19 protein-coding genes, 1 tRNA gene and 3 rRNA genes are annotated in these 23,865 nt (G+C 51.7%); 16 read left to right on the plus strand and 7 right to left on the minus strand.

All coding sequences use genetic code 11. The annotated features are described in order from the left end of the window. Nucleotides 1–126 precede the first annotated feature (126 nt). From KW828_RS10075 to KW828_RS10120, 10 genes are all read left to right on the plus strand, one after another. A complete protein-coding gene (locus tag KW828_RS10075) occupies nt 127–957 on the plus strand; it encodes a DeoR/GlpR family DNA-binding transcription regulator (protein ID WP_218336232.1) in 831 nt (276 codons plus the stop codon). Between the two features lie 31 nt (nt 958–988). Then, the gene (locus KW828_RS10080) at nt 989–1,927 is read left to right on the plus strand and encodes a sugar kinase (protein WP_256350111.1); all 939 of its coding nucleotides are present in this window, start codon (nt 989–991) and stop codon (nt 1,925–1,927) included. Between the two features lie 89 nt (nt 1,928–2,016). Further along, nucleotides 2,017–2,259 carry a YhdT family protein gene (locus tag KW828_RS10085; RefSeq protein WP_218336233.1) on the plus strand — a complete coding sequence of 81 codons (243 nt, stop codon included), beginning with the start codon at nt 2,017–2,019 and terminating at the stop codon, nt 2,257–2,259. Further along, entirely contained in the window at nt 2,249–3,700 is a 1,452-nt protein-coding gene (panF, locus tag KW828_RS10090) for a sodium/pantothenate symporter (RefSeq protein WP_218336234.1), read from the plus strand. Before KW828_RS10085 ends, panF begins: the two co-directional genes overlap by 11 nt. An 11-nt stretch (nt 3,701–3,711) precedes the next feature. Further along, entirely contained in the window at nt 3,712–4,593 is an 882-nt protein-coding gene (prmA, locus tag KW828_RS10095) for a 50S ribosomal protein L11 methyltransferase (RefSeq protein WP_218336235.1), read from the plus strand. A 156-nt stretch (nt 4,594–4,749) separates the two neighbouring features. Then, a complete protein-coding gene (locus tag KW828_RS10100) occupies nt 4,750–5,490 on the plus strand; it encodes a carbonic anhydrase (RefSeq protein ID WP_218336236.1) in 741 nt (246 codons plus the stop codon). A gap of 352 nt (nt 5,491–5,842) precedes the next feature. Then, nucleotides 5,843–6,808, plus strand: a complete 966-nt coding sequence (gene dusB / locus KW828_RS10105) for a tRNA dihydrouridine synthase DusB (protein WP_218336237.1) — start codon at nt 5,843–5,845, stop codon at nt 6,806–6,808. Nucleotides 6,809–6,833: 25 nt separating this feature from the next. Continuing rightward, on the plus strand, nt 6,834–7,130 hold the full coding sequence (fis, locus tag KW828_RS10110; RefSeq protein WP_003855228.1) for a DNA-binding transcriptional regulator Fis: 297 nt from the start codon (nt 6,834–6,836) through the stop codon (nt 7,128–7,130). 164 nt (nt 7,131–7,294) lie between these two features. Beyond that, the gene (locus tag KW828_RS10115; protein WP_218336238.1) at nt 7,295–7,459 is read left to right on the plus strand and encodes a DUF2556 family protein; all 165 of its coding nucleotides are present in this window, start codon (nt 7,295–7,297) and stop codon (nt 7,457–7,459) included. 159 nt (nt 7,460–7,618) lie between these two features. After that, the gene (locus KW828_RS10120) at nt 7,619–9,679 is read left to right on the plus strand and encodes a bifunctional diguanylate cyclase/phosphodiesterase (RefSeq protein ID WP_218336239.1); all 2,061 of its coding nucleotides are present in this window, start codon (nt 7,619–7,621) and stop codon (nt 9,677–9,679) included. 44 nt (nt 9,680–9,723) lie between these two features. On the opposite strand, the gene KW828_RS10125 is transcribed toward KW828_RS10120, so the two are convergent. The 3 genes from KW828_RS10125 to KW828_RS10135 form a co-directional block, all read right to left on the minus strand. After that, nucleotides 9,724–12,837: an efflux RND transporter permease subunit gene (locus tag KW828_RS10125; protein WP_218336255.1), complete on the minus strand. Its 3,114-nt coding sequence runs from the start codon at nt 12,835–12,837 to the stop codon at nt 9,724–9,726. A 26-nt stretch (nt 12,838–12,863) separates the two neighbouring features. Beyond that, the gene (locus tag KW828_RS10130) at nt 12,864–14,027 is read right to left on the minus strand and encodes an efflux RND transporter periplasmic adaptor subunit (protein WP_218336240.1); all 1,164 of its coding nucleotides are present in this window, start codon (nt 14,025–14,027) and stop codon (nt 12,864–12,866) included. A gap of 242 nt (nt 14,028–14,269) precedes the next feature. Continuing rightward, entirely contained in the window at nt 14,270–17,380 is a 3,111-nt protein-coding gene (locus KW828_RS10135; protein ID WP_218336241.1) for an efflux RND transporter permease subunit, read from the minus strand. 223 nt (nt 17,381–17,603) lie between these two features. On the opposite strand from KW828_RS10135, the gene KW828_RS10140 reads away from it, so the two are divergent. The 6 genes from KW828_RS10140 (at nt 17,604) to KW828_RS10165 (ending at nt 23,191) form a co-directional block, all read left to right on the plus strand. Further along, a complete protein-coding gene (locus tag KW828_RS10140; RefSeq protein WP_218336242.1) occupies nt 17,604–18,284 on the plus strand; it encodes a TetR family transcriptional regulator in 681 nt (226 codons plus the stop codon). A 128-nt stretch (nt 18,285–18,412) separates the two neighbouring features. After that, a complete protein-coding gene (locus tag KW828_RS10145; RefSeq protein ID WP_072569513.1) occupies nt 18,413–18,634 on the plus strand; it encodes a hypothetical protein in 222 nt (73 codons plus the stop codon). Between the two features lie 387 nt (nt 18,635–19,021). Further along, nucleotides 19,022–20,047: an amino acid ABC transporter substrate-binding protein gene (locus tag KW828_RS10150; protein WP_088221621.1), complete on the plus strand. Its 1,026-nt coding sequence runs from the start codon at nt 19,022–19,024 to the stop codon at nt 20,045–20,047. A gap of 82 nt (nt 20,048–20,129) precedes the next feature. Continuing rightward, entirely contained in the window at nt 20,130–21,311 is a 1,182-nt protein-coding gene (locus KW828_RS10155) for an amino acid ABC transporter permease (RefSeq protein ID WP_218336243.1), read from the plus strand. Nucleotides 21,312–21,320: 9 nt separating this feature from the next. After that, a complete protein-coding gene (locus tag KW828_RS10160) occupies nt 21,321–22,424 on the plus strand; it encodes an amino acid ABC transporter permease (RefSeq protein WP_218336256.1) in 1,104 nt (367 codons plus the stop codon). Nucleotides 22,425–22,432: 8 nt separating this feature from the next. After that, nucleotides 22,433–23,191: an amino acid ABC transporter ATP-binding protein gene (locus KW828_RS10165; RefSeq protein ID WP_218336244.1), complete on the plus strand. Its 759-nt coding sequence runs from the start codon at nt 22,433–22,435 to the stop codon at nt 23,189–23,191. A gap of 111 nt (nt 23,192–23,302) precedes the next feature. Here KW828_RS10165 and rrf (KW828_RS10170) read toward each other — a convergent pair. The 4 genes from rrf (KW828_RS10170) to KW828_RS10185 all read right to left on the minus strand — a co-directional run. Beyond that, nucleotides 23,303–23,418: ribosomal RNA gene (gene rrf, locus KW828_RS10170) — 5S ribosomal RNA — on the minus strand. Nucleotides 23,419–23,460: 42 nt separating this feature from the next. After that, nucleotides 23,461–23,536 (minus strand) — tRNA-Thr (locus KW828_RS10175). 14 nt (nt 23,537–23,550) lie between these two features. Beyond that, nucleotides 23,551–23,666 (minus strand): 5S ribosomal RNA (gene rrf, locus KW828_RS10180). 95 nt (nt 23,667–23,761) lie between these two features. Continuing rightward, nucleotides 23,762–23,865 (minus strand): 23S ribosomal RNA (locus tag KW828_RS10185); the annotation flags it as partial.

The raw sequence follows: 23,865 nt of genomic DNA on the forward strand, positions 1-23,865 counted from the left end.
TCAATAAATTATAATTAATTTGTGCTGCATTATTCTTTCATTTTTTATTTCAAAACGCAGTTATTACGATGATAACTTTCAAAGAAAAAAACATAGCGCTATAGTGTTACGTTCTACCGTCTGACAATGAGTGTTAATGTGCCGCGAAAGTCCTCTAATCTATTGAAACGTAGACTAAAGATTGCTGAGATCGTCGCTCTTGAAGGTGAGATTAAGGTTGATGATTTGTCGGCACAACTTGGGGTCTCTGGCGTTACCATCCGTGGCGATTTGAGTTACCTGGAGCAGCAGGGATATTTAAAGCGTTCATTTGGTGGTGCTATTGCCACGCCAATAACATCGTCTGATCCGGAACCTAGCCAACACATCGTGATGCCAACTCTGGCGCAGCAAATGGAAATCGCCCGCCACTGTGTCAGGCTTATTAAGGATCGCGACACCCTGTTTCTCGGTCATGGTGCCATTTGTCGCAAAATCATTCCTTTATTGAGCGAGGTGAAAAAACTTCGTCTGATCACCAACGATCCAGAACATGCTCTGCTGGCCAATCAGTTTATTGATGGAGAGATCATTCTGGTCGGCAGTGAGATGTTACGTCCTGATACCGTGCTGGCAGGCAAATCGCTGGAGCAGGCGCTTCAGCATTACACAATTACGCATAGTATCCTGGAAGTCAGCCAACTTGATGCCGATGGGTCGTTGAGCATTAACATCCCCAGACTGGCCCCCGCCTGGCAGCTCTGTTTCGATCATGTACAAAATAAAACCATTATCGTGACCGCGGTTCCGGCCCCCGTCACCGCAGCTGTCGGACATCTTGATCAGGTGGAAAATGTGATCGTCTGTCGCAGTATTAACGATCTATATCAGCAACAATTGCGCGCTGATGATTTTGTCATTCTTTATACCAGCAATGAGTGTTTCACCTGGTCTAATCGCGAAAGGCTTCAGGAATGAGAGGACGTTTGTGACAATAAGCATCTGTACCATGGGTGAATTGTTGGTCGAGTTTTTATCCCTTAACCCACGACAAACCTTTACTCAACCTGGCGAGTTTGCAGGACCGTATCCCAGCGGGGCGCCTGCGATTTTTGCGGCGCAGGTCGCAAGACTCTCCCATCGGGCGATCATTTTTGGTTGCGTGGGTAACGATGATTTCGGGCGTTTGAATATTGAGAGGCTGCGTCATGAGGGGGTGATCACCGATGGCATTCAGGTGATGAACAACGCAGTCACTGGCACAGCCTTCGTGAGCTATCGAAGCCCACAAGATCGCGATTTTGTTTTTAATATTCCTAATAGTGCCTGTGGCCTGTTCACTGCCAAACACATTGATACGGCGCTACTACAACAATGCCGTCACATTCACATTATGGGATCATCATTGTTCTCGTTTCGGATGATTGATGCCATGCGCAAAGCCATCTCGGTGATCAAAGCGGCGGGAGGCACGGTGTCTTTTGATCCCAATATCCGTAAAGAGATGCTCAATATCCCGGAGATGGAACAAGCGCTCGATTATTTAATTGAATACACCGATATTTTCCTGCCCAGCGAAAGTGAGCTTCCCTTTTTTGCACGCCACAAGCATCTGTCAGAAGAACAGATCATCAGCGACCTTCTTCATAGTGGCGTAAAACATATTGCGGTGAAACGTGCGCAGCGGGGCGGCAGCTACTATCAACTGGAAAATGGTCAGTTACAGGCATTGCATCTTCCTGGCTACGAAGTAAAGACGGTCGATCCTACCGGTGCGGGAGACTGTTTTGGTGCCACCTTTGTGACGCTATTTTTATCAGGCTACCCTGTACCCAGGGCGTTGCAATATGCCAACGCCAGCGGTGCACTGGCTGTCATGCAGCGTGGGCCAATGGAAGGGATTTCGTCCCTCGCAGAAATCGAACATTTTTTGCGTGACCAGCGCTGACCCGTAATTTATCTCTCGGAAAATTTTCCCTGTCAGGAGAGTTGCCGTAGAATTGCCCGTTTCTCGCGCCCCATGAGGAGACCGCTTCCGTGGACACTCGTTTTATTCAGGCACACAAAGAGGCCCGCTGGGCGCTCTGGCTCACGTTGCTTTATCTCGCCGCCTGGTTAGTGACCGCTTACTTACCGGGCGATATGACCGGGTTTACCGGCCTGCCACGCTGGTTTGAAATGGCCTGTCTGCTACTGCCGCTGGTGTTTATCCTGTTGTGCTGGGCGATGGTGAAATTTATCTACCGGGATATTTCCCTGGAGGACGACGATGCAGCTTGAAGTCATTCTGCCGCTGGTCGCCTATTTGCTGGTGGTCTTTGGCCTGTCGGTTTATGCCATGCGCAAGCGCGCCACCGGCTCTTTCCTTAACGAGTATTTCCTCGGTAGTCGCTCCATGGGCGGGATCGTGCTGGCCATGACGCTGACGGCGACCTATATCAGCGCCAGCTCGTTTATTGGCGGACCGGGCGCGGCCTATAAATATGGCCTCGGCTGGGTGCTGCTGGCGATGATCCAGCTGCCTGCCGTCTGGCTGTCGCTGGGTATTCTGGGCAAAAAATTCGCTATCCTCGCGCGCCGTTATAACGCCGTGACGCTCAACGATATGCTGTTTGGGCGCTATCAGAGCCGCCTGCTGGTATGGCTGGCGAGCATCAGCCTGCTGGTCGCTTTTGTGGGCGCGATGGCCGTGCAGTTTATCGGCGGCGCGCGTCTGCTGGAAACCGCGGCCGGTATTCCTTATGAAACCGGGCTGCTGATTTTCGGCATCAGCATTGCGCTCTATACCGCGTACGGCGGCTTCCGCGCCAGCGTGCTCAACGATACCCTGCAGGGTCTGGTGATGCTGATTGGCACTATCGTGCTGCTGGTCGGTGTCGTGCATGCCGCCGGGGGATTAGGTAATGCTGTCGATACGCTGCAACATATCGATCCCAAACTGGTGTCACCCCAGGGTGCAGACGATATTCTGTCGCCGACCTTTATGACCTCGTTCTGGGTGCTGGTGTGTTTTGGGGTCATCGGCCTGCCGCACACGGCGGTGCGCTGCATCTCCTATAAAGACAGCAAAGCGGTGCATCGCGGGATGATCATCGGCACTATCGTGGTGGCGATCCTGATGCTGGGTATGCACCTGGCCGGCGCGCTGGGCCGTGCGGTGATCCCTGATCTGACCGTGCCGGATCTGGTGATCCCGACCCTGATGATGAAGGTATTGCCTCCCTTTGCGGCAGGGATCTTCCTTGCAGCGCCGATGGCGGCGATCATGTCGACGATCAACGCGCAGTTGCTGCAAAGTTCCGCTACGATCATTAAAGATCTCTACCTGAATCTGTATCCGGCGCAGATCCACAATGAAAAGCGACTGAAAAAAATGTCGTCAGCGATCACCCTGATCCTCGGCGTGTTGCTGCTGCTGGCGGCCTGGCGTCCACCAGAGATGATTATCTGGCTGAACCTGCTGGCCTTTGGCGGGCTGGAAGCCGTGTTCCTGTGGCCACTGGTGCTGGGCCTCTACTGGGAGCGGGCCAATGCAGCCGGGGCGCTTAGCGCGATGATTGTGGGCGGCGTGCTGTATGCCATGTTGGCGACGTTCAAAATACAATATCTGGGCTTCCACCCGATTGTTCCGTCGCTGTTATTAAGTTTGCTGGCATTTCTGGTCGGGAACCTGTTTGGTCGCCCGGTTGCGGAAGGCCACGTTATTACATCTGATAAATAAAGAGTTTTGCCATGCCGTGGATCCAACTGAAACTGAATACAACCGGGGCGAATGCCGAAGAGCTGAGCGATGCGCTGCTCGACGCCGGTGCCGTCTCTATCACCTTCCAGGACACGCACGATACCCCGGTGTTTGAGCCGCTGCCGGGCGAAACCCGCCTATGGGGCGACACGGACGTCATCGGCCTGTTTGATGCCGAAACAGACATGAATGAGGTGGTATCGCAGCTTGCCCTGCATCCGCTGCTGGGTGCGGATTTTGTGCACAAAATCGAACAGCTGGAAGACAAAGACTGGGAGCGCGAGTGGATGGAAAACTTCCACCCGATGCGTTTCGGCGAGCGTCTGTGGATCTGCCCGAGCTGGCGTGATGTGCCCGACGCGAACGCCGTCAATGTGATGCTTGATCCTGGCCTGGCCTTTGGCACCGGCACGCACCCGACTACGTCACTGTGTCTGCAATGGCTGGATGGTCTCGATCTGACCGGCAAAACGGTGATCGATTTTGGTTGCGGCTCCGGTATCCTCGCCATCGCGGCGCTGAAGCTGGGCGCGGCAAAAGCCATCGGTATCGACATCGATCCGCAGGCTATTCAGGCCAGCCGTGATAACGCCGAGCGCAATGGCGTTGCCGACCGTCTGGAGCTGTATCTTCCGCAGGACCAGCCAGCGTCCATGAAAGCGGATGTGGTGGTGGCGAATATCCTCGCCGGCCCACTGCGTGAGCTGGCACCGCTGATCAGCGTGCTGCCTGTTGAGGGCGGTCTGCTGGGCCTTTCCGGTATTCTTGCCAGCCAGGCAGAAAGCGTATGTGATGCCTATGCTGACCTCTTTGCGCTGGATCCAGTGGTGGAAAAAGAAGAGTGGTGCCGTATTACGGGTCGTAAAAAGTAATTCCCTGCCGCAACGTAGCCTGCACTGCGTTGCGCCTTTCTCCCCTGCTCATCCCATTTTTTGTCGTTAATCCCCCCGTGAATAAGTTTATAATTTTCGACCTAATTAATTGATATTAAATATGTTTCATCTTTATTTATTCATAGGACGAATATTATGAACAGACTGTTACGCAGCGTGACTTTCCTTACGCTTGGTATACTGTCGGCTGGCGCGACCGCAAATGAATGGAGTTATGAAGGAGCAAGTGCGCCAGAACATTGGGGGGAATTAAGCCCGGACTATTTCATGTGCAGCAAAGGGATGAACCAGTCGCCTGTCGATATTACGACGGTGATGAAAACCCGCCTTACGCCGTTGAAACCGCGTTATTCACAAAGCCCGGCAAGCCTTAGCCATGAGGGATTTACGGTGATGGCTAACTTTGCCGCCAGCAGTAAAAACAGCGTGAAAATAGACGGGGAGCTGTTCATTCTCCAGCAACTGCATTTTCATGCACCATCGGAAAATACCCTTGCCGGCAAGCATTTCCCGTTGGAGATGCATCTGGTGCACCGGAACGCGAAAAACGAGACGGCGGTACTGGCGGTTATGTTCGATACCGGCAAGCCCAATCCTGAACTGCAAAAACTGTGGCATGAGATGCCGCGTGAGGCAGACGAAACCGTGGCCCTCGCGCAGGATGTCGACATCAGCCGACTGCTGCCCGCGCGAAACGGGTACTATCGTTTTAGTGGCTCGCTCACCACGCCGCCCTGCACAGAGGGTGTACGCTGGTTGGTCATGAAAGCGCCGCTTTCACTTTCAGCGGAACAGCTGGAGACGCTGACCCGCGTTTTGCCTCATGAAAATAACCGCCCCGTTCAACCACGACACGGCCGATTAATCGTCGAATAACATGCAGGCAGGGATCGCGTGATCGCCTTTCAACGATGCTTTTTTAAGCAAAAAAAACGAGAGGCAGATCGCATTATTGAAGACGAAGCGTCTATAAAAACAGCAAGTTACCAGATAAGCCGCCGTTTTTAAGTCGCAAAAATCATTGTTTTTGAGGAATTTTAGTTACGTCATGAATTATTACTATTAACATAACTCAATGATTCGCCTGAGAATTTATTAATTCATTCAATATGAATAATGGATTCAATGATCTGCAACAGTGGATTGTTCAAAGTTTGGCCTTTCATCTCGTGCAAAAAATGCGTAATATACGCCGCCTTGCAGTCACAGTATGGTCATTTCTTAACTCATGCGAATCGGACACTACCAGCTCAGGAATCGCCTGATCGCAGCACCTATGGCTGGCATCACTGACAGACCATTCAGGACGCTGTGCTACGAGATGGGAGCGGGACTTACCGTATCCGAGATGATGTCTTCTAACCCTCAGGTTTGGGAAAGTGACAAATCACGTTTGCGTATGGTGCACATTGATGAGCCGGGTATTCGTACAGTGCAGATCGCTGGTAGCGTACCTGAAGAAATGGCGGAAGCCGCACGTATTAACGTGGAAAGTGGCGCCCAGATTATTGATATTAATATGGGTTGCCCGGCTAAAAAGGTGAATCGCAAGCTGGCAGGTTCAGCCCTTTTGCAGCATCCAGATCTGGTGAAGTCTATCCTGACTGCGGTGGTAGCGGCGGTGGATGTTCCTGTTACGCTCAAGATTCGCACGGGTTGGGCTCCAGAACACCGTAACTGCGTAGAAATTGCCCAACTGGCTGAAGATTGTGGTATCCAGGCTCTGACCATTCATGGACGCACTCGCGCCTGTTTGTTCAACGGAGACGCGGAATACAACAGTATTCGGGCAGTTAAGCAGAACGTTTCCATTCCGATTATCGCGAATGGCGACATTACTGACCCGCTTAAAGCCAGAGCTGTGCTCGACTATACAGGGGCTGATGCTCTGATGATAGGTCGCGCGGCTCTGGGAAGACCCTGGATCTTTCGGGAAATCCAGCACTATCTGGACACTGGGGAGCTGCTTCCTCCCCTGCCTCTGGCAGAGGTGAAGCGCTTGCTTTGTGCGCATATTCGGGAACTGCATGACTTTTACGGTCAGGCAAAGGGGTACCGAATTGCGCGGAAACACGTATCCTGGTATCTCCAGGAACACGCTCCAAATGACCAGTTTCGGCGCACATTCAACGCCATTGAGGATGCCAGCGAACAGCTGGAGGCGTTGGAGGCATACTTCGAAAATTTTGCGTAAACAGAAATAAAGAGCTGACAGAACTATGTTCGAACAACGCGTAAATTCTGACGTACTGACCGTTTCTACCGTTAACTCTCAGGACCAGGTAACCCAAAAACCTCTGCGTGACTCGGTAAAGCAGGCACTGAAGAACTATTTTGCTCAACTGAACGGTCAGGATGTGAGTGATCTGTATGAGCTGGTATTGGCTGAAGTAGAACAGCCATTGTTGGACATGGTGATGCAATACACCCGCGGTAACCAAACGCGCGCTGCCCTGATGATGGGTATCAACCGTGGTACTCTGCGTAAGAAATTGAAAAAATACGGCATGAACTGATACTAATCAGTTAATTGCTTGTTTAAAAAGGCGCTTACCGGCATGGGGAAGCGCCTTTTTTATTGCCTGAAACAGCAGTATAAAACCCCGCTTGTCGTTCTTTCATTAGCCATTAATTCGTGTATATTTCCAGCACTACATCGGCGAAAGAGTGAACAAACAATATGTTGCGTAAATATGGCTGGCTGATCGTTTTCGCCGTTACCATTTTCCTGTTTGACGGGCTGTTGATGTACTGCGTGGAGCTGCTCACCACAGATGTGGATAAATGTCGCAACATGAACTCGGTAAATCCATTAAAGCTGGTGAACTGTTCTGAGCTTGAGTAGTTGATCGTCGGCGATTTTAAGCGAAACTGCCGCTATCCCCTCTACATTCCATGGATTTAAATCCCTTTGCGCCCTTTACAGACAGTGATAATGTCTCGCCCCTTCCGCCTGTACTGTAGATAAAAGATCACGCCTTAGCGTAAACGAGTTGATGACATCATGCTGGTAAGCCAATACGACCATGTACTGGTCGTAATCTCTTTTGCCGTGGCCATTCTCGCCGCGTATACCGCTCTCAATATGGCAGGACGCGTGACCAGCAGCCAGGGCAAAACCGCATGGGTATGGCTTATTGGCGGAAGTTTTTCCATGGGCATCGGCATCTGGGCGATGCACTTCATCGGCATGCTGTCGATGGAGCTCACCATGCACATGCACTATGCCCCCGGCATGACCGCCCTTTCGATGTTCATTGCCTTCAGCGCATCGCTATTCGCGTTGTGGCTGGTCAGTAAATCAGATCTCCACCAGCGTCGTTTGATCCCCGGTTCACTCGTTATGGGCGCGGGAATTTCCGCTATGCACTATACCGGCATGGCGGCATTACAGGTTTCGCCAGCCATCGTCTGGGATATGCGCTGGGTTGCACTGTCGCTGGTGATTGCGTTTGTCGCGTCGTGGGCGGCGTTGTGGCTAACGTTCCGGTTGCGTCACGAAGCGGCACAGGTTGCGCTCATGCGAGCAGGGGCCGCCATTTTGATGGGCCTGGCGATTGCCGGAATGCACTATACCGGCATGCAGGCGGCGATTTTCCCTGACCAGCATGCAATGATGCATACCGGCGTCAACGGCAACTGGCTGGCGATCCTCGTTAGCGTTGTCGCCCTCTCTATTCTGGGGATCACCTTGCTGGTCTCGATGCTGGATGCCCGCCTGCAGGCGCGTACTTCACTACTTGCCCTGTCCCTTGCGGAAGCCAACCGCGAACTGGCGCAACTGGCGCTCCACGACACCCTCACCCGTTTGCCTAACCGCGTGTTGCTGGAAGACCGTCTGGATCAGGCGATCCGCAAAGCCAGGCGGGAAGGCACGTTTTTTGCCTTGATGTTTATGGATCTGGATGGTTTCAAGGCGGTAAATGACGCCTATGGGCATGATGTGGGAGACAGGTTGCTGATCGCCGTCACCGAACGCCTGAAATCTCCGCTGCGGGGACAATACACGCTGGCGCGCATTGGCGGCGATGAATTTGTCCTGCTGGCAGAAGTCAGCGCCCCGGATGAGGCCGCATCGCTTGCCAGCGAACTGGTGCGTGTGGTGGATCGGCCATTTGCCCTGGAACCTTATGAACTGATGGTGACGTTGAGCGTTGGCATCGCCCTCTTTCCCCATGATGGCGAAAATGAGCGCGAACTGATGTTTAACGCTGATGCGGCGATGTATCACACAAAACGCGTGGGCCGTAACGGTTATCACTTTTTCCAGCCCTCGATGAACACGCTGGCGCAGGCACAGTTACAGCTGGTGAACGATTTGTGGCAGGCACTGGAGCGCAACGAGCTGCGCTTACTCTATCAGCCTAAATTTCATGCCCCCTCCGGGCCGGTGGTCGGCTTTGAGGCGCTGCTTCGCTGGCAGCACAGCAAGCGCGGTCTGTTAACCCCGGACGTGTTTCTACCGCTGGCGGAAAAAACCGGGCTGATCATTCCTATCGGCAACTGGGTGATTGATGAGGCTTGTCGACAACTCCAGGAGTGGCATCAGCAGGGGAATACGTCATGGTCAATGGCGGTTAATTTATCCACCCTGCAGTTCGAGCAACCAGGACTGGTGGAGCATGTGATGGCCTGTCTGCAACGGTATCAGGTCGCGCCAGGTGATTTGATCCTCGAAGTCACCGAAACCACGGCGATGAGCAATCCCGAAGAGAGCGTGCGCATTCTGACAGAGCTGACGCAAGCGGGTGTTAAAGCCTCCATTGATGATTTTGGTACCGGCTATTCCAGCCTGCTGTACTTAAAACGCCTGCCCGCTTGCGAGCTCAAGATCGATCGCGCTTTTGTGAAAGAGCTTAATGGGGATGGGGATGATGCGACGATCGTTTCTGCCATTGTGGCGCTGGCGAAAACGCTGGATCTGCAAATCGTTGCAGAAGGCGTTGAAACCGAAGCGCAGCAGTCATTCCTCACAGAGCTGGGTTGCAATACTCTCCAGGGTTTCCTGCTCGGCAAGCCGCTTTCCGCGCAGGAGGCCGTGCTATTGGGCCGCCCAACTAAATAAAAAAGCCCCCGGCCTCTGCAAATAGACCGGGGGCCGATGAGCCGTTATCTGGCTTTTTTCGTGAAATACTGCCTGACAATGACGAAGAAGACCGGAACAAAGAAGATCGCCAGCAGCGTAGCGGTCAGCATCCCCCCCAGCACCCCGGTGCCGACGGCATTCTGTGCACCGCTGCCCGCGCCGGAACTGATCACCAGCGGCATCACGCCAAGAATAAATGCCAGCGATGTCATCAGGATCGGCCGAAGACGCATGCGCACCGCATCCAGAGTGGCTTCAATCACGCCCTTGCCTTCTTTATCCATCAAGTCCTTAGCAAATTCGACGATTAAAATAGCGTTTTTTGCCGACAGCCCGATGGTCGTTAACAGACCAACCTGGAAATAGACATCGTTATTTAAGCCCCTGACCATCGCCGCCAGTAACGCGCCAATTACGCCAAGCGGCACCACCAGCATAACGGAGAACGGGATCGACCAACTCTCGTATAACGCTGCCAGGCACAGGAAGACGACAATCAGCGAAATAGCATATAACGCCGGGGCCTGATTACCGGACAAACGCTCCTGATATGACATCCCCGTCCAGTCGTAACCGATGCCAGCGGGCAGTTGGGACGCCATCTGCTCCATTAACAGCATGGCATCCCCGGAGCTCTTGCCGGGCGCGGCCTCCCCCAGGATCTCCATGGATGGCAAACCATTAAAGCGTTCAAGTCGTGGTGAGCCATATACCCAACTTGAGGTGGTGAACGCCGAGAACGGCGCCATTTCCCCGTTGCCGCTGCGCACATAGAGGTTATTGATGTCGCCTGGCAGCATACGGAATTTTGCATCAGCCTGAACGTAGACTTTTTTCACGCGCCCATGATCAATGAAGTCATTAACGTAGGAACCGCCCAACGCTATCGAAATTGTCTGATTAACATCAGAAAGATCGATCCCTAACGCCTGGGCTTTTTCAATGTCCACTTCAAGTTTGAACTGCGGTGTATCTTCAAGGCCATTAGGACGCACACGCACCAGTTGATCCGGATGCTGCTGCGCCAGCGCCATTAACTGGTTACGGGCTTTTGTCAGCGCATCGTGTCCGAGGTTCGCCTGATCGATAAGCTCGAAGTCAAAACCGGTCGCGGTACCAAGCTCAACAATCGGCGGCAGGTTAAACGGAAAGATTTGGCCTTCATGAATTCGGCTGAACGCTTTTGTGGCACGCGCAACAATGCCCTCTACCGTGTTTTCTTTACCTTTACGCGCCTCCCATGGCTTGAGGCTGATAAAAGCCATCCCCGAGTTTTGTCCCTGACCGCTATAGCTAAAACCGTTGACCGTCAGTACCGAATCCACGTTCGCTTTTTCATCGTTAAGGTAATAATCAGTCACTTGATCAAGTACCTTCTGCGTACGCGCCTGCGTGGCCCCTGCTGGCAGCTGTACCATGGTCATGAAGACGCCTTGATCCTCGTCCGGTAAAAAGGAGGTGGGCAAGCGTAAAAACAGCACGGCCATTCCCGCGACGATCAGCACATAGAGTGCCATGTAACGCGCGGTGCTTCTGATGATCCCGCTGATGCTCTCGGTGTAATGACTGGTACAGCGCTCAAACAGGCGGTTGAACCAGCCAAAGAATCCTGTTTTCTCACCATGAGTATGCGGATCGACTGGCTTCAGCAGCGTGGCGCATAGCGCGGGCGTCAGGATTAGCGCAACCAGCACCGACAGCGCCATCGCTGATACGATGGTAATGGAGAACTGGCGGTAAATTTCCCCTGTGGATCCGCCAAAAAACGCCATCGGAATAAACACCGCCGACAACACCATGGCGATGCCCACCAGCGCCCCCTGGATCTGTTCCATTGACTTCTGCGTGGCTTCTTTTGGCGGCAGATGATCTTCTACCATCACACGCTCGACGTTCTCCACGACGACGATGGCGTCGTCGACCAGCAAACCGATAGCCAGCACCATACCAAACATGGTCAGGGTATTAATCGAAAAACCGAAGGCTGCCAGAACGGCGAAGGTACCCAGCAATACGACCGGCACGGCAATGGTTGGGATCAACGTAGCGCGGATGTTTTGCAGGAACAGATACATGACCAGGAAAACGAGAATGATTGCTTCGAACAGGGTTTTAATCACCTCATGAATCGAAAGCTGTACGAAAGGCGTCGTGTCATAAGGATAAACAACTTTCATACCCTGGGGGAAAAAGGGGGAAAGTGCCTGTAACTTCTGTTTTATGGCGCTGGCAGTATCAAGGGCATTTGCCCCGGTTGCCAGCTTGATACCAATTGCCGCCGCATCCTGACCATTGATTTTCGTCACGGTGTTGTAGTTCTCACCGCCCAGCTCAATGCGCGCGACATCCTTCAGGCGAACCTGCGAACCATCGGCATTGACGCGTAGCATCACGTTGCCGAATTGCTCAGGATCTTTTAGTCGCGTTTGCGCAATGATAGAGGCATTGAGCTGTTGGTTAGGCACGGATGGTGTACCCCCCAGTTGCCCTGCCGCAATCTGATCATTTTGCACTTTGAGCTGATTAACGACATCTACCGGCGTCAGGTGGAATTTATTCAGCAATTCCGCGTTCAGCCAGATACGCATCGCGTACTGGGCTCCAAAAAGCTGCACATCGCCAACCCCATTAGTTCGACTGATCGCATCTTTCACGTTTGAGGCGACATAATCCGAAATGTCGTCCTGATTCAGTCTCTTATTATCAGAGGTGAATCCCACGACCATCAGAAAACTGCTGCTGGCTTTCTCAACGCTAATCCCCTGCTGCTGAACTTCCTGAGGCAGTAGCGGCATTGCCAGTTGCAGTTTGTTCTGCACCTGAACCTGAGCAATATCCGCTTCAGTACCTGACTGAAACGTCAACGTGATTGTAACCCCCCCCGCAGAATCACTGGTTGATGACATGTACATGAGGTTATCAATACCATTCATGTTCTGTTCAATCACCTGCGTGACGGTATCCTGCACCGTTTGCGCATCGGCTCCCGGATAGGTGGCGGTGATTGCTATCGCAGGTGGCGCAATAGTCGGATACTGCGCCACGGGTAATTGCATAATTGCCAGCACACCCGCAATCATTAGTATGATCGCCAGCACCCAGGCAAAAATCGGACGATCGATAAAAAACTTAGCCATCATTTGCTCTCATTGCGTGAGTGCGATCACTGCACTGCGGTTTTTTGCTCGCCTGATGAAGCAGGCGCGATGGTCACATGGATGCCGGCACGGGCGCGTTGCAGTCCGCTGACAATGACGTTTTCGCCTTCTTTCAGTCCCTCGGAAATAAGCCATTTATCACCAATCGCTTGTGAGGCGACGACGTTACGCTGCTCCACGACACCTTTATCATTCACCAGCATTACCGTGGCATCGCCACGTGCGTTGCGCGTCACCCCCTGCTGCGGCACCAGAATGGCTGCCGGCTGGACACCTTCTGCCAGGCGTGCACGCACAAACATCCCCGGTAACAGGGTATGATCGGGATTAGGGAAAACCGCGCGGATAGTGATCGAGCCCGTACTTTGATCGACGGTGATGTCTGAGAATGCCAGTGAGCCTTTTAACGGATAGACCTGGCCGTTTTCAGCGATCAATTCAACCTCTGCTTTACCATCTTCCTTGTGCAGGCTGCCTTGTTCGACCGCCTGTTTCAGGCGCATAAAGTCGCTGCTTGACTGCGTGAGATCGACATAAATGGGATCGATCTGCTGAACGGTGGCCAGTGCCGCCGTCTGACCATTGGTTACCAGCGCCCCTTCGGTTACGGCAGATTTACCAATGCGACCACTGATCGGTGAACTGACGCGGGTATAAGCCAGGTTAATACGGGCGGTTTCTACTGCCGCCTGTGCCGCCTGAACGCTGGCATCCGCCTGACGTGCATTTGCGACAGCAGTGTCATATTCCTGACGGCTGACATATTGCGTTCCAACAAGAGGGACATAGCGTTTGACCGTCAAATGCGCAATATTAGCTGCCGCCTCGGCTTTCGCTAATTCACCCTGTGCGCTAGACCAGGCAGCTTTATAACTTGCCGGATCAATCTGATACAGGGAATCACCTGCACGAATTTCGTTTCCTTCAACGAAATTACGCTTGAGAATAATTCCGCTAACCTGTGGACGCACCTCTGCAATTCGAAATGCATCGGTACGCCCCGGCAATTCTGTCGTTATCGCCAGAGGGGCTGCTTTAACCTTCCAGACACTGACCTCAGGGTCAGGTATTTTAGCTGGCGCGTTTTCATTATCATTGCAACCGCTAAGCAAGCCGATCGCTATTATAATGGCTGACGAAAGGCGAATACATTCACCAAATTTATTCATTGCAGTTCCTCAAAACTCAATGCGCGGCATGCACCGCAAAGCAGGTAGAAAATAAAACCAGCGGGTCGGGTATCCTACAAACAATCCGCTATTTGTGTAAATGACACCACCGCTGAAGCCAGAAATAATGGCACTTAAAACTAAATGCACAGATGAATAGAGAAAAAATATTATGCATAACCGACTTAATATATAAGTGAAATATATATATCAATTAATACATATCCATTCGGTAAATATATTTAGACCTTATTAATTAATCGCCGCCGAATCACGACAAAGAAAACTGGTACAAAAAATATCGCTAATAATGTCGCCGATACCATGCCACCCATCACGCCGGTTCCCACCGCATTTTGCGCACCGCTGCCTGCGCCAGTACTAAGCACCAGCGGCATAACGCCAAGAATAAAAGCCAGCGAGGTCATAAGGATGGGACGCAGACGCATTTTTACCGCTTCCAACGTCGCGTCGACTAAGTTTTTGCCCTCTTTATCCATCAGATCCTTGGCAAACTCGACGATCAAAATAGCGTTTTTTGCGGATAATCCGATGGTGGTCAGTAACCCAACCTGAAAATAGACGTCATTGCTCAATCCCCGGCAACTCGCCGCTACAAGTGCGCCCATCACGCCAAGCGGTACGACCAGCATGACGGAAAAGGGAATCGACCAACTTTCATAGAGCGCTGCCAGGCACAGGAATACGACCATCAATGAGATCGCGTATAACGCTGGCGCCTGGTTGCCGGATAAACGTTCCTGATATGACATTCCTGTCCAGTCAAAGCCAATACCATTGGGAAGCGTTGCAGCGAAGTCTTCCATTAGCTCCATCGCCTCACCGCTACTTTTCCCGGGTGCAGCTTCACCCAGTATTTCCATTGACGGCAAACCGTTATATCGCTCCAGACGAGGCGAACCCTGGATCCAACTGGCGCTGGTAAAACTTGAGAAGGGGACCATTTCGCCGTTATGGCTACGCACATACCAGTGATTAATATCATCTGGCATCATGCGAAAAGGCGCTTCAGCCTGAGCGTAAACCTTTTTGACGCGGCCATTATCAATAAAGTCATTTACATAGGTGCTGCCCAGAGCGGTGGCGATGGTCTTATTAATATCCACCAGCGAAACGCCAAGTGCCTGCGCCTTTTCCTGATCGACATTCAGTTTGAATTGCGGCATATCCTCCAGACCGTTAGGCCGGGCCCGTACCAGCATATCCGGACGCTGCGCCACCTTCTTCAGCAGTTCATTGCGCGCTTTGGTTAATGCCACATGTCCCAGCCCCGCCTGATCGATCAGCTCGAAGTCGAACCCGGTAGCCGTTCCCAGTTCAGTGATGGCAGGAAGATTAAACGCAAAGACCATTCCATCTTTGATACTGTGAAAGGCATGTGTAGCGCGGGCAACTATCGCCTCAACGCGGTTTTCCTCGCCTTTACGCTGAGCCCAGTCTTTCAGGCGGATAAAAGCCAGGCCGTTGTTCTGCCCTTTACCGTTGAGCCCGAACCCGGTTACCGTAAACACGGAGTCTACATTACGTTTTTCGTTGGTCAGGTAGTAATGCGTGACTTGCTGCATGACTTTTTCCGTACGATCCAGTGCTGTTCCGGCAGGGAGCGTAGCCATCGTTAGCAGGACGCCCTGATCTTCTTCCGGTAAAAAGGAGGTCGGCAAGCGCATGAACAATAAAGCCATTCCCACGACGATCACCAGATACAGAACCATATAGCGTCCGGTACGGTTTAGCAGTTTCTGTACGCTACCGGTGTAATGGTCAGTACTCTGTTCAAATAACCGGTTAAACCAACCAAAAAGTCCGTTAGCGGCGGCATGTTCGCCAGGCGAAGCTGGTTTTAACAGGGTAGCGCAGAGGGCAGGCGTTAAGATGAGCGCCACCAGTACTGACAAGGCCATGGCAGAAACAATGGTGATGGAGAATTGTCGGTAGATCACCCCGGTTGAACCACCAAAAAAGGCCATCGGGATGAATACCGCCGACAGCACCATGGCGATCCCCACCAGTGCCCCCTGGATTTGTTCCATTGATTTTTGCGTGGCCTCTTTGGGTGGAAGCCCCTCATCAACCATTACACGTTCAACGTTTTCAACCACAACGATGGCATCATCTACCAGCAAGCCAATAGCTAACACCATGCCAAACATGGTTAGCGTATTAATCGAGTAGCCGAAAGCCGCCAGTATGGCAAAGGTGCCCAGCAGGACCACTGGCACCGCAATGGTAGGTATGAGCGTAGCCCGTAAATTTTGCAAAAACAGGTACATGACAAGAAACACCAGCACGATAGCCTCAAACAGCGTTTTGAAAACTTCACGGATGGAGATCTTGATAAAAGGGGTGGTGTCGTAACTGTAAACCAGCTTTAAGCCGTGAGGAAAGTAGGGCTGCAGGTGGACCATTTGCTGTTTCACCGCCTCGGCAGCATCCAGTGCGTTAGCGCCTGTTGCGAGCTTAATGCCAAGCCCTGCGGACAATTTGCCATTATATCGGGCGATCACATTGTAGTTCTCGCCACCCCGCTCAATCCGGGCAACGTCCTTCAACTGAACGCGTGCGCCAGTGGCTAAAACTTTGAGCGTAATACGACCAAACTGCTCCGGTGTACGCAGCCGCGTTTGGGCAATGATAGAAGCATTTATCTGTTGATTGGCTACTGACGGTGTACCGCCAAGTTGCCCGGCGGCAATCTGGCTATTTTGGGCTTTGAGCTGATTAACGACATCAACGGTAGTCAACTGATATTCATTGAGCTTTTTTGGATCTAACCAGATGCGCATCGCATATTGCGCACCGAAGAGTTGAACATCACCGACCCCCTCGGTACGGCTGACGGGATCCTTAATATTCGACGAAATAAAATCGGCAATATCATCCTGCGTCATACTCCCGTCTTCAGAGATCAGGCTCACCACCATCAAAAATGTACTGCTCGACTTCTTAACGTTGATCCCCTGCTGCTGCACTTCTTGCGGTAATAACGGCATGGCAAGTTGCAATTTGTTCTGCACCTGCACCTGGGCTATATCAGCATCAGTACCGGATTTAAAGGTCAGGGTGACAGACACGCTCCCGGCCGAATCGCTGGTGGATGACATATACATCAGGTTATCCAGGCCATTCATATTTTGTTCAATTACCTGAGTGACGGTGTCCTGCACCGTTTGCGCGTCAGCGCCAGGATAGGTCGCATTAATAGCAATCGCAGGCGGTGCGATCGTGGGGTACTGTGCGATAGGAAGATTAATGACCGCCAGCGCACCTGCCAACATCAAAATAATCGCCAGCACCCAGGCGAATATAGGTCGATCAATAAAGAACTTTGCCATGATAGCGCTTCACCTTATATCCTTTCGCATTCACCGACGCGCGTCAGCATCGTAATATTAATAATTAAACCCTTATATATTTATGCGATGAATATAAAAAGGGCGACAATAAAAACAGCTCCGCTATGTTGAATGACCAGGGGAAAAATGCAAGGATAGAAATTCATTTTTACGAAAATATGATTCATCGACTCCATCTTATTATTCAGCGTAGTTATCATTCATGGCAAAAAGAACAAAAGAGGACGCGTTAAAAACGCGTCAGTTATTAATTGATACCGCTATTATAACTTTCTCGCAACAGGGTTTCGCCAGCACATCACTGGATGATATTGCCCGCGCAGCGCATGTAACCCGCGGTGCCATTTATTGGCATTTCGCAAATAAAGCAGAATTATTTAATGCTATCTGGGATGAACAATTACCCGTACGGGAAAAAATTGCCAGTAAAATTAGGTTACATCCAGATGCATCTGCCGAAACAATATTACGAGAATCATTAATAGAAGGCCTGCGATTAATTGCACAGGAACCGCTGGAGCAGGCATTGGTTGAAATTCTTTACCATAAATGTGAATTTACAAAAGAGCTAACGGCAGAAATAGAAATACGCGAGCGCCTGCTATTTAATCATGACAATGTTGCATTAATGCTGAAACGCTGCTTACATGAAAACCCTGCATTTATGAACAATGACATCGAACTGGCTATCATCATTATTCAGGCCTATCTGAGCGGCATTGTTAAAAACTGGCTTATGACGGATAAAAGTTTTGACCTCGACAAACTCGCACCGTCACTGGTGGACGGATTGCTGGCATCGCTTCGTATGACGCCGTCTGCGTCAGGGAATCCTCATCCTTTTGCATCTTCGCCCGCACCCGCCTCCTCGATTTCTCCATAATCAGCAGATTCAGTCGTTTTTCCTCCATGCTTTTTACATTCGACATGCTTTGTAAAACTCCAGCCACAGGAGGCTTCACAAACAAGTGGTAGAATTCGCACATTCACATCGAAGAGGTAATTGTGATCATGAAAAAGTTAATTGCCATTGCACTGTTGTCGTCCGTTCTGGCGGGGTGTGCTCACGATTCCCCTTGTGTGCCGGTTTATGACGATCAGGGCCGCCTCGTGCATACCAATACCTGTATGAAAGGTACCACCCAGGATAACTGGGAAACCGCAGGCGCTATCGCGGGCGGTGCCGCGGCCATTGCAGGGGTTACCCTCGGCATTGTTGCACTCACCAAATAAACTCTCCCGCAGGCGTGCTAATGTACGCCTGTTTTTTTTGCTCCCGCCCGGTGCAATTCGCCAACATTGTTAAAATTATCTTTTACTTTGGATCATTATTTACTCCCTGCCTTTCTGAATAAGTCATTCACACCACCAATGATTCGTCTGCTATGAATTTATTTTGCTCCAATTTGTGGCACAGGTTTTAATTTCGCACCAATCCAGTGCTCTGATTTTATTTTTCCCTGTCTACACTCTCCTTATTACGGGCGTTCAGCATTAATTATCTCGCTCGTAAACCTGGCACTACCTTTGCTTTATAGAGTATGGCCAAAGCCACAGACAGGTTTCAGGCGTTTCCCGGACGCCTTCTTATAACGATAATTTCGCCACACAGGATGCATTATGAAAAAGATGATGATCGCCAGCCTGGCCGCTGCCGGCGCGCTGTTTGCTGTTGTTAATCAGGCGCATGCTGGCGCCACTCTGGATGCAGTAAAGAAGAAAGGGTTTGTACAGTGCGGTATCAGTGATGGACTGCCAGGTTTCTCTTATGCCGATGCCAACGGTAAATTTAGCGGTATCGATGTAGATGTTTGCCGGGGCGTTGCTGCTGCCGTTTTCGGCGATGATACCAAAGTAAAATATACCCCGCTGACGGCAAAAGAGCGCTTCACGGCGCTGCAGTCTGGGGAGGTGGATGTCCTTTCGCGTAATACAACCTGGACCTCCTCTCGTGACTCAGGCATGGGTATGTCATTTACCGGTGTGACCTATTATGACGGCATCGGCTTCCTGACTCACAATAAAGCAGGGCTCAAAAGTGCTAAAGAGCTGGACGGAGCGACTGTCTGTATTCAGGCCGGTACAGATACCGAACTGAACGTGGCGGATTATTTCAAATCCAACAAGATGAACTACACCCCGGTTACCTTTGATCGTTCTGATGAATCCGCGAAAGCGCTTGAGTCAGGTCGTTGCGATACGCTGGCTTCTGACCAGTCTCAGCTGTATGCCCTGCGTATTAAACTGAGCACGCCGGGCGAGTGGATCGTGCTGCCGGAAGTGATCTCGAAAGAGCCGCTGGGCCCGGTGGTTCGCCGGGGTGACGATGAGTGGTTCTCCATTGTTCGCTGGACGCTGTTCGCCATGCTGAATGCGGAAGAAATGGGGATCACCTCTAAAAACGTTGATGAGAAAGCGGCGAACCCGGCAACACCTGATATGGCCCATCTACTGGGTAAAGAAGGGGATTACGGCAAAGATCTGAAGCTTGATAACAAGTGGGCTTACAACATTATCAAGAAAGTCGGTAACTACGCAGAAGTGTTCGAACGTAATGTCGGCTCAGAAAGCCCGCTGAAAATCAAACGTGGCCAGAACAACCTCTGGAACAATGGCGGTATTCAGTACGCTCCGCCAGTACGCTAAGACCTGCTGTTTATGTGTCTTGCAGTAACGGGCACCGCGTTTGCGGTGTCCGGTCCAGAGTTATGGCTACCGAGGTTTCCTTATGTCCCATCGCCGCCCAACCGTTAAAGGATCGTTATCCTTCTCTAACCCCACGGTTCGCGCCTGGCTGTTTCAGATTATCGCTGTACTGGCTGTCGTCAGCGTGGCGATCTATTTGATACATAATACTGTTACCAATCTTAGCAACCGCGGCATCACCTCCGGGTTTGCCTTCCTTGATCGCAGCGCTGGTTTTGGCATTGTTCAGCATCTTATCGACTATGAACAAGGCGATACCTATGGCCGCGTGTTCCTGGTCGGTTTGCTTAATACGCTGCTGGTATCGGCGCTGTGTATTGTTTTTGCCTCCTTTCTGGGTTTCTTTCTGGGACTCGCGCGCCTGTCTGAAAACTGGTTGCTGCGCAAATTGTCGACGATTTACATTGAAACGTTCCGAAATATCCCACCGTTGTTGCAGATCTTCTTCTGGTACTTTGCAGTTCTGCGTAATCTGCCAGGACCGCGTCAGGCAGTAAGTGCGTTCGATGTAGCCTTCCTCAGTAATCGCGGCCTTTATATTCCGGCACCGCAGTTTGGTGAGGGGTTACTGGCGTTCATTCTGGCCGTCGTGCTGGCGGGCGTCATATCGACAGGACTGTTTCGCTTCAATAAGACACATCAGATCAAAACCGGGCAACTACGGCGCACATGGCCGGTGGCGCTTGGACTTTTCGTTGCATTACCGCTCATCGCACAGGGGATCTTCGGGGCCGCTCTGCACTGGGATGTGCCGGAACTTCGTGGGTTTAACTTCCGCGGAGGAATGGCGCTCATCCCTGAACTGGCGGCCCTGACGCTGGCCCTGTCGGTTTATACCTCTGCATTTATCGCAGAGATTATCCGCGCCGGTATTCAGTCAGTCCCGCACGGGCAGCATGAAGCAGCGCGCTCGCTTGGTTTGCCACATCCCGTTACGCTACGTCAGGTGATCATTCCACAGGCGCTGCGGGTGATCATTCCGCCGTTAACCAGTCAGTATCTCAATATCGTTAAAAACTCCTCGTTAGCGGCGGCGATTGGCTATCCAGATATGGTGTCGCTTTTTGCGGGAACAGTGCTCAACCAGACGGGCCAGGCGATTGAAACCATCGCTATTACCATGTCGGTTTACCTGATTATCAGCCTCGGAATTTCGTTGCTGATGAATATCTATAACCGTCGCATTGCGCTGATTGAACGCTAAGGATCCATGATGACAAAAGCGATCTTGTCTCACCCGTCGCGTCCGGTCAGTTCCGGGACGGGACGCTATTTACTCTGGGCGCGTAAGAACCTGTTTTCCAGCTGGTCCAATACATTGCTGACTCTGTTCTGCCTGTGGCTCATGTGGGAGTTAATTCCCCCCCTGCTTAACTGGGTTTTATTTCAGGCTAACTGGACGGGAACGACCCGCGCGGATTGTACGAAGGAGGGCGCCTGCTGGGTGTTTATCCATCAGCGGTTTGGTCAGTTTATGTATGGCCTTTACCCTCATGAGCAGCGCTGGCGTATTAATGTGGCATTGATTGTGGGCCTGCTCTCAATCGTACCCATGTTTTTGAAAACTCTGCCAAAACGTGGCCGCTATATTGCCTGCTGGGCGTTGATCTATCCGGTTGTGGTGTGGTGGCTGCTGTATGGCGGCTTTTTGGGGCTGGAACGGGTGGAAACTCGTCAATGGGGCGGATTAACGCTGACGTTGATTATCGCCTCCGTTGGTATCGCTGGTGCCTTGCCATTAGGCATTTTGCTGGCCTTAGGCCGGCGTTCAGCGATGCCGGTGGTGCGGATCCTGTCGGTAGTGTTTATTGAGTTCTGGCGTGGCGTGCCGCTAATCACCGTGCTGTTTATGTCATCGGTGATGCTGCCGCTATTTATGTCGGAAGGAACCAGTATTGATAAGCTTATCCGTGCACTGGTCGGCGTGGTGCTGTTTCAGTCAGCTTATGTGGCAGAAGTGGTACGCGGTGGACTTCAGGCATTACCTAAAGGTCAGTACGAAGCCGCTGAGTCACTGGCCCTCGGTTACTGGAAAACGCAGGGGCTGGTGATCCTGCCCCAGGCACTGAAGATGGTGATCCCGGGTCTGGTTAACAGCATTATTGCGCTGTTCAAAGATACCAGCCTGGTGATCATCATCGGCTTGTTCGATCTTTTCAGCAGTGTGCAGCAAGCCACTGTCGATCCCGCATGGCTCGGCATGTCGACTGAGGGCTATGTTTTCGCCGCACTGGTTTACTGGATCTTCTGTTTTAGCATGTCACGCTACAGCCAGCATCTGGAGAAGCGTTTTAATACCGGGCGTACAGCGCACTGAGGAAAAACATGAGCAATACAACTTTACAGCCTGACGATGCGATGATTACGCTCGACAATGTGAATAAATGGTACGGGCAGTTCCATGTACTGAAAGATATTAACCTGCAGGTCAAACAAGGCGAGCGTATCGTTCTTTGCGGGCCGTCGGGTTCGGGGAAATCCACAACCATCCGCTGTATCAACCATCTGGAAGAACATCAGCAAGGCCGGATTGTCGTGGATGGTGTCGAGCTGAATGACGACATCCGTAACATCGAAAAGGTGCGCCAGGAAGTCGGAATGGTATTCCAGCACTTTAACCTGTTTCCGCATTTGACCGTTCTGCAGAACTGCACGCTGGCACCGATCTGGGTACGTAAAATGCCGAAGAAGGAAGCAGAGGCGCTGGCGATGCATTACCTGGAACGCGTACGCATCGCTGAACACGCGCATAAATTTCCGGGGCAGATTTCCGGAGGACAGCAACAGCGCGTAGCCATTGCCCGCTCGCTATGTATGAAGCCGAAAATCATGCTGTTCGATGAGCCTACTTCGGCCCTTGATCCTGAAATGGTCAAAGAAGTGCTGGATACGATGATTGGTCTGGCCGAGTCGGGTATGACCATGCTCTGCGTTACCCATGAGATGGGCTTTGCCCGCACCGTTGCAGACCGGGTGATCTTTATGGATCGTGGTGAAATCGTTGAGCAAGCACCGCCAGACGCGTTCTTCGCTAACCCTAAATCTGAGCGTACAAGAGCGTTTTTATCGCAGGTGATCCATTAATCTGCTGTTCATTACAGCACAGCAGGCTCCGTGGCCAGCTGTGCTGTATTTTCAAAAGAAATGCATAGCAAAAAGCCCAGTCTTTCGACTGGGCTTTTTGCTTTATTTGATGCCTGGCAATTCCCTACTCTCGCATGGGGAGACCCCACACTACCATCGGCGCTACGGCGTTTCACTTCTGAGTTCGGCATGGGGTCAGGTGGGACCGCCGCGCTAGTGTCGCCAGGCAAATTCTTTTCTAAGTGCCGAACTATTAACCGCTTTAAAACTGGTGCTGATACCCAGAGTCGAACTGGGGACCTCACCCTTACCAAGGGTGCGCTCTACCAACTGAGCCATATCAGCACGCTTAATTTGATGCCTGGCAGTTCCCTACTCTCGCATGGGGAGACCCCACACTACCATCGGCGCTACGGCGTTTCACTTCTGAGTTCGGCATGGGGTCAGGTGGGACCGCCGCGCTAGTGCCGCCAGGCAAATTCTGTTCGTCTAACACCACTCAGGGCATTAAACGCTAATCTGTATCAGCTGAAAATCGCTCAAATCACGCCAAAACATCTTCGGCGTTGTAAGGTTAAGCCTCACGGTTCATTAGTACCGGTTAGCTCAACGCATCGCTGCGCTTACACACCCGGCCTATCAACGTCGTCGTCTTCAACGTTCCTTCAGGACCC

Source organism: Enterobacter sp. ENT03 (genome assembly GCF_019218745.1).
Lineage (GTDB): Bacteria > Pseudomonadota > Gammaproteobacteria > Enterobacterales > Enterobacteriaceae > Enterobacter_D.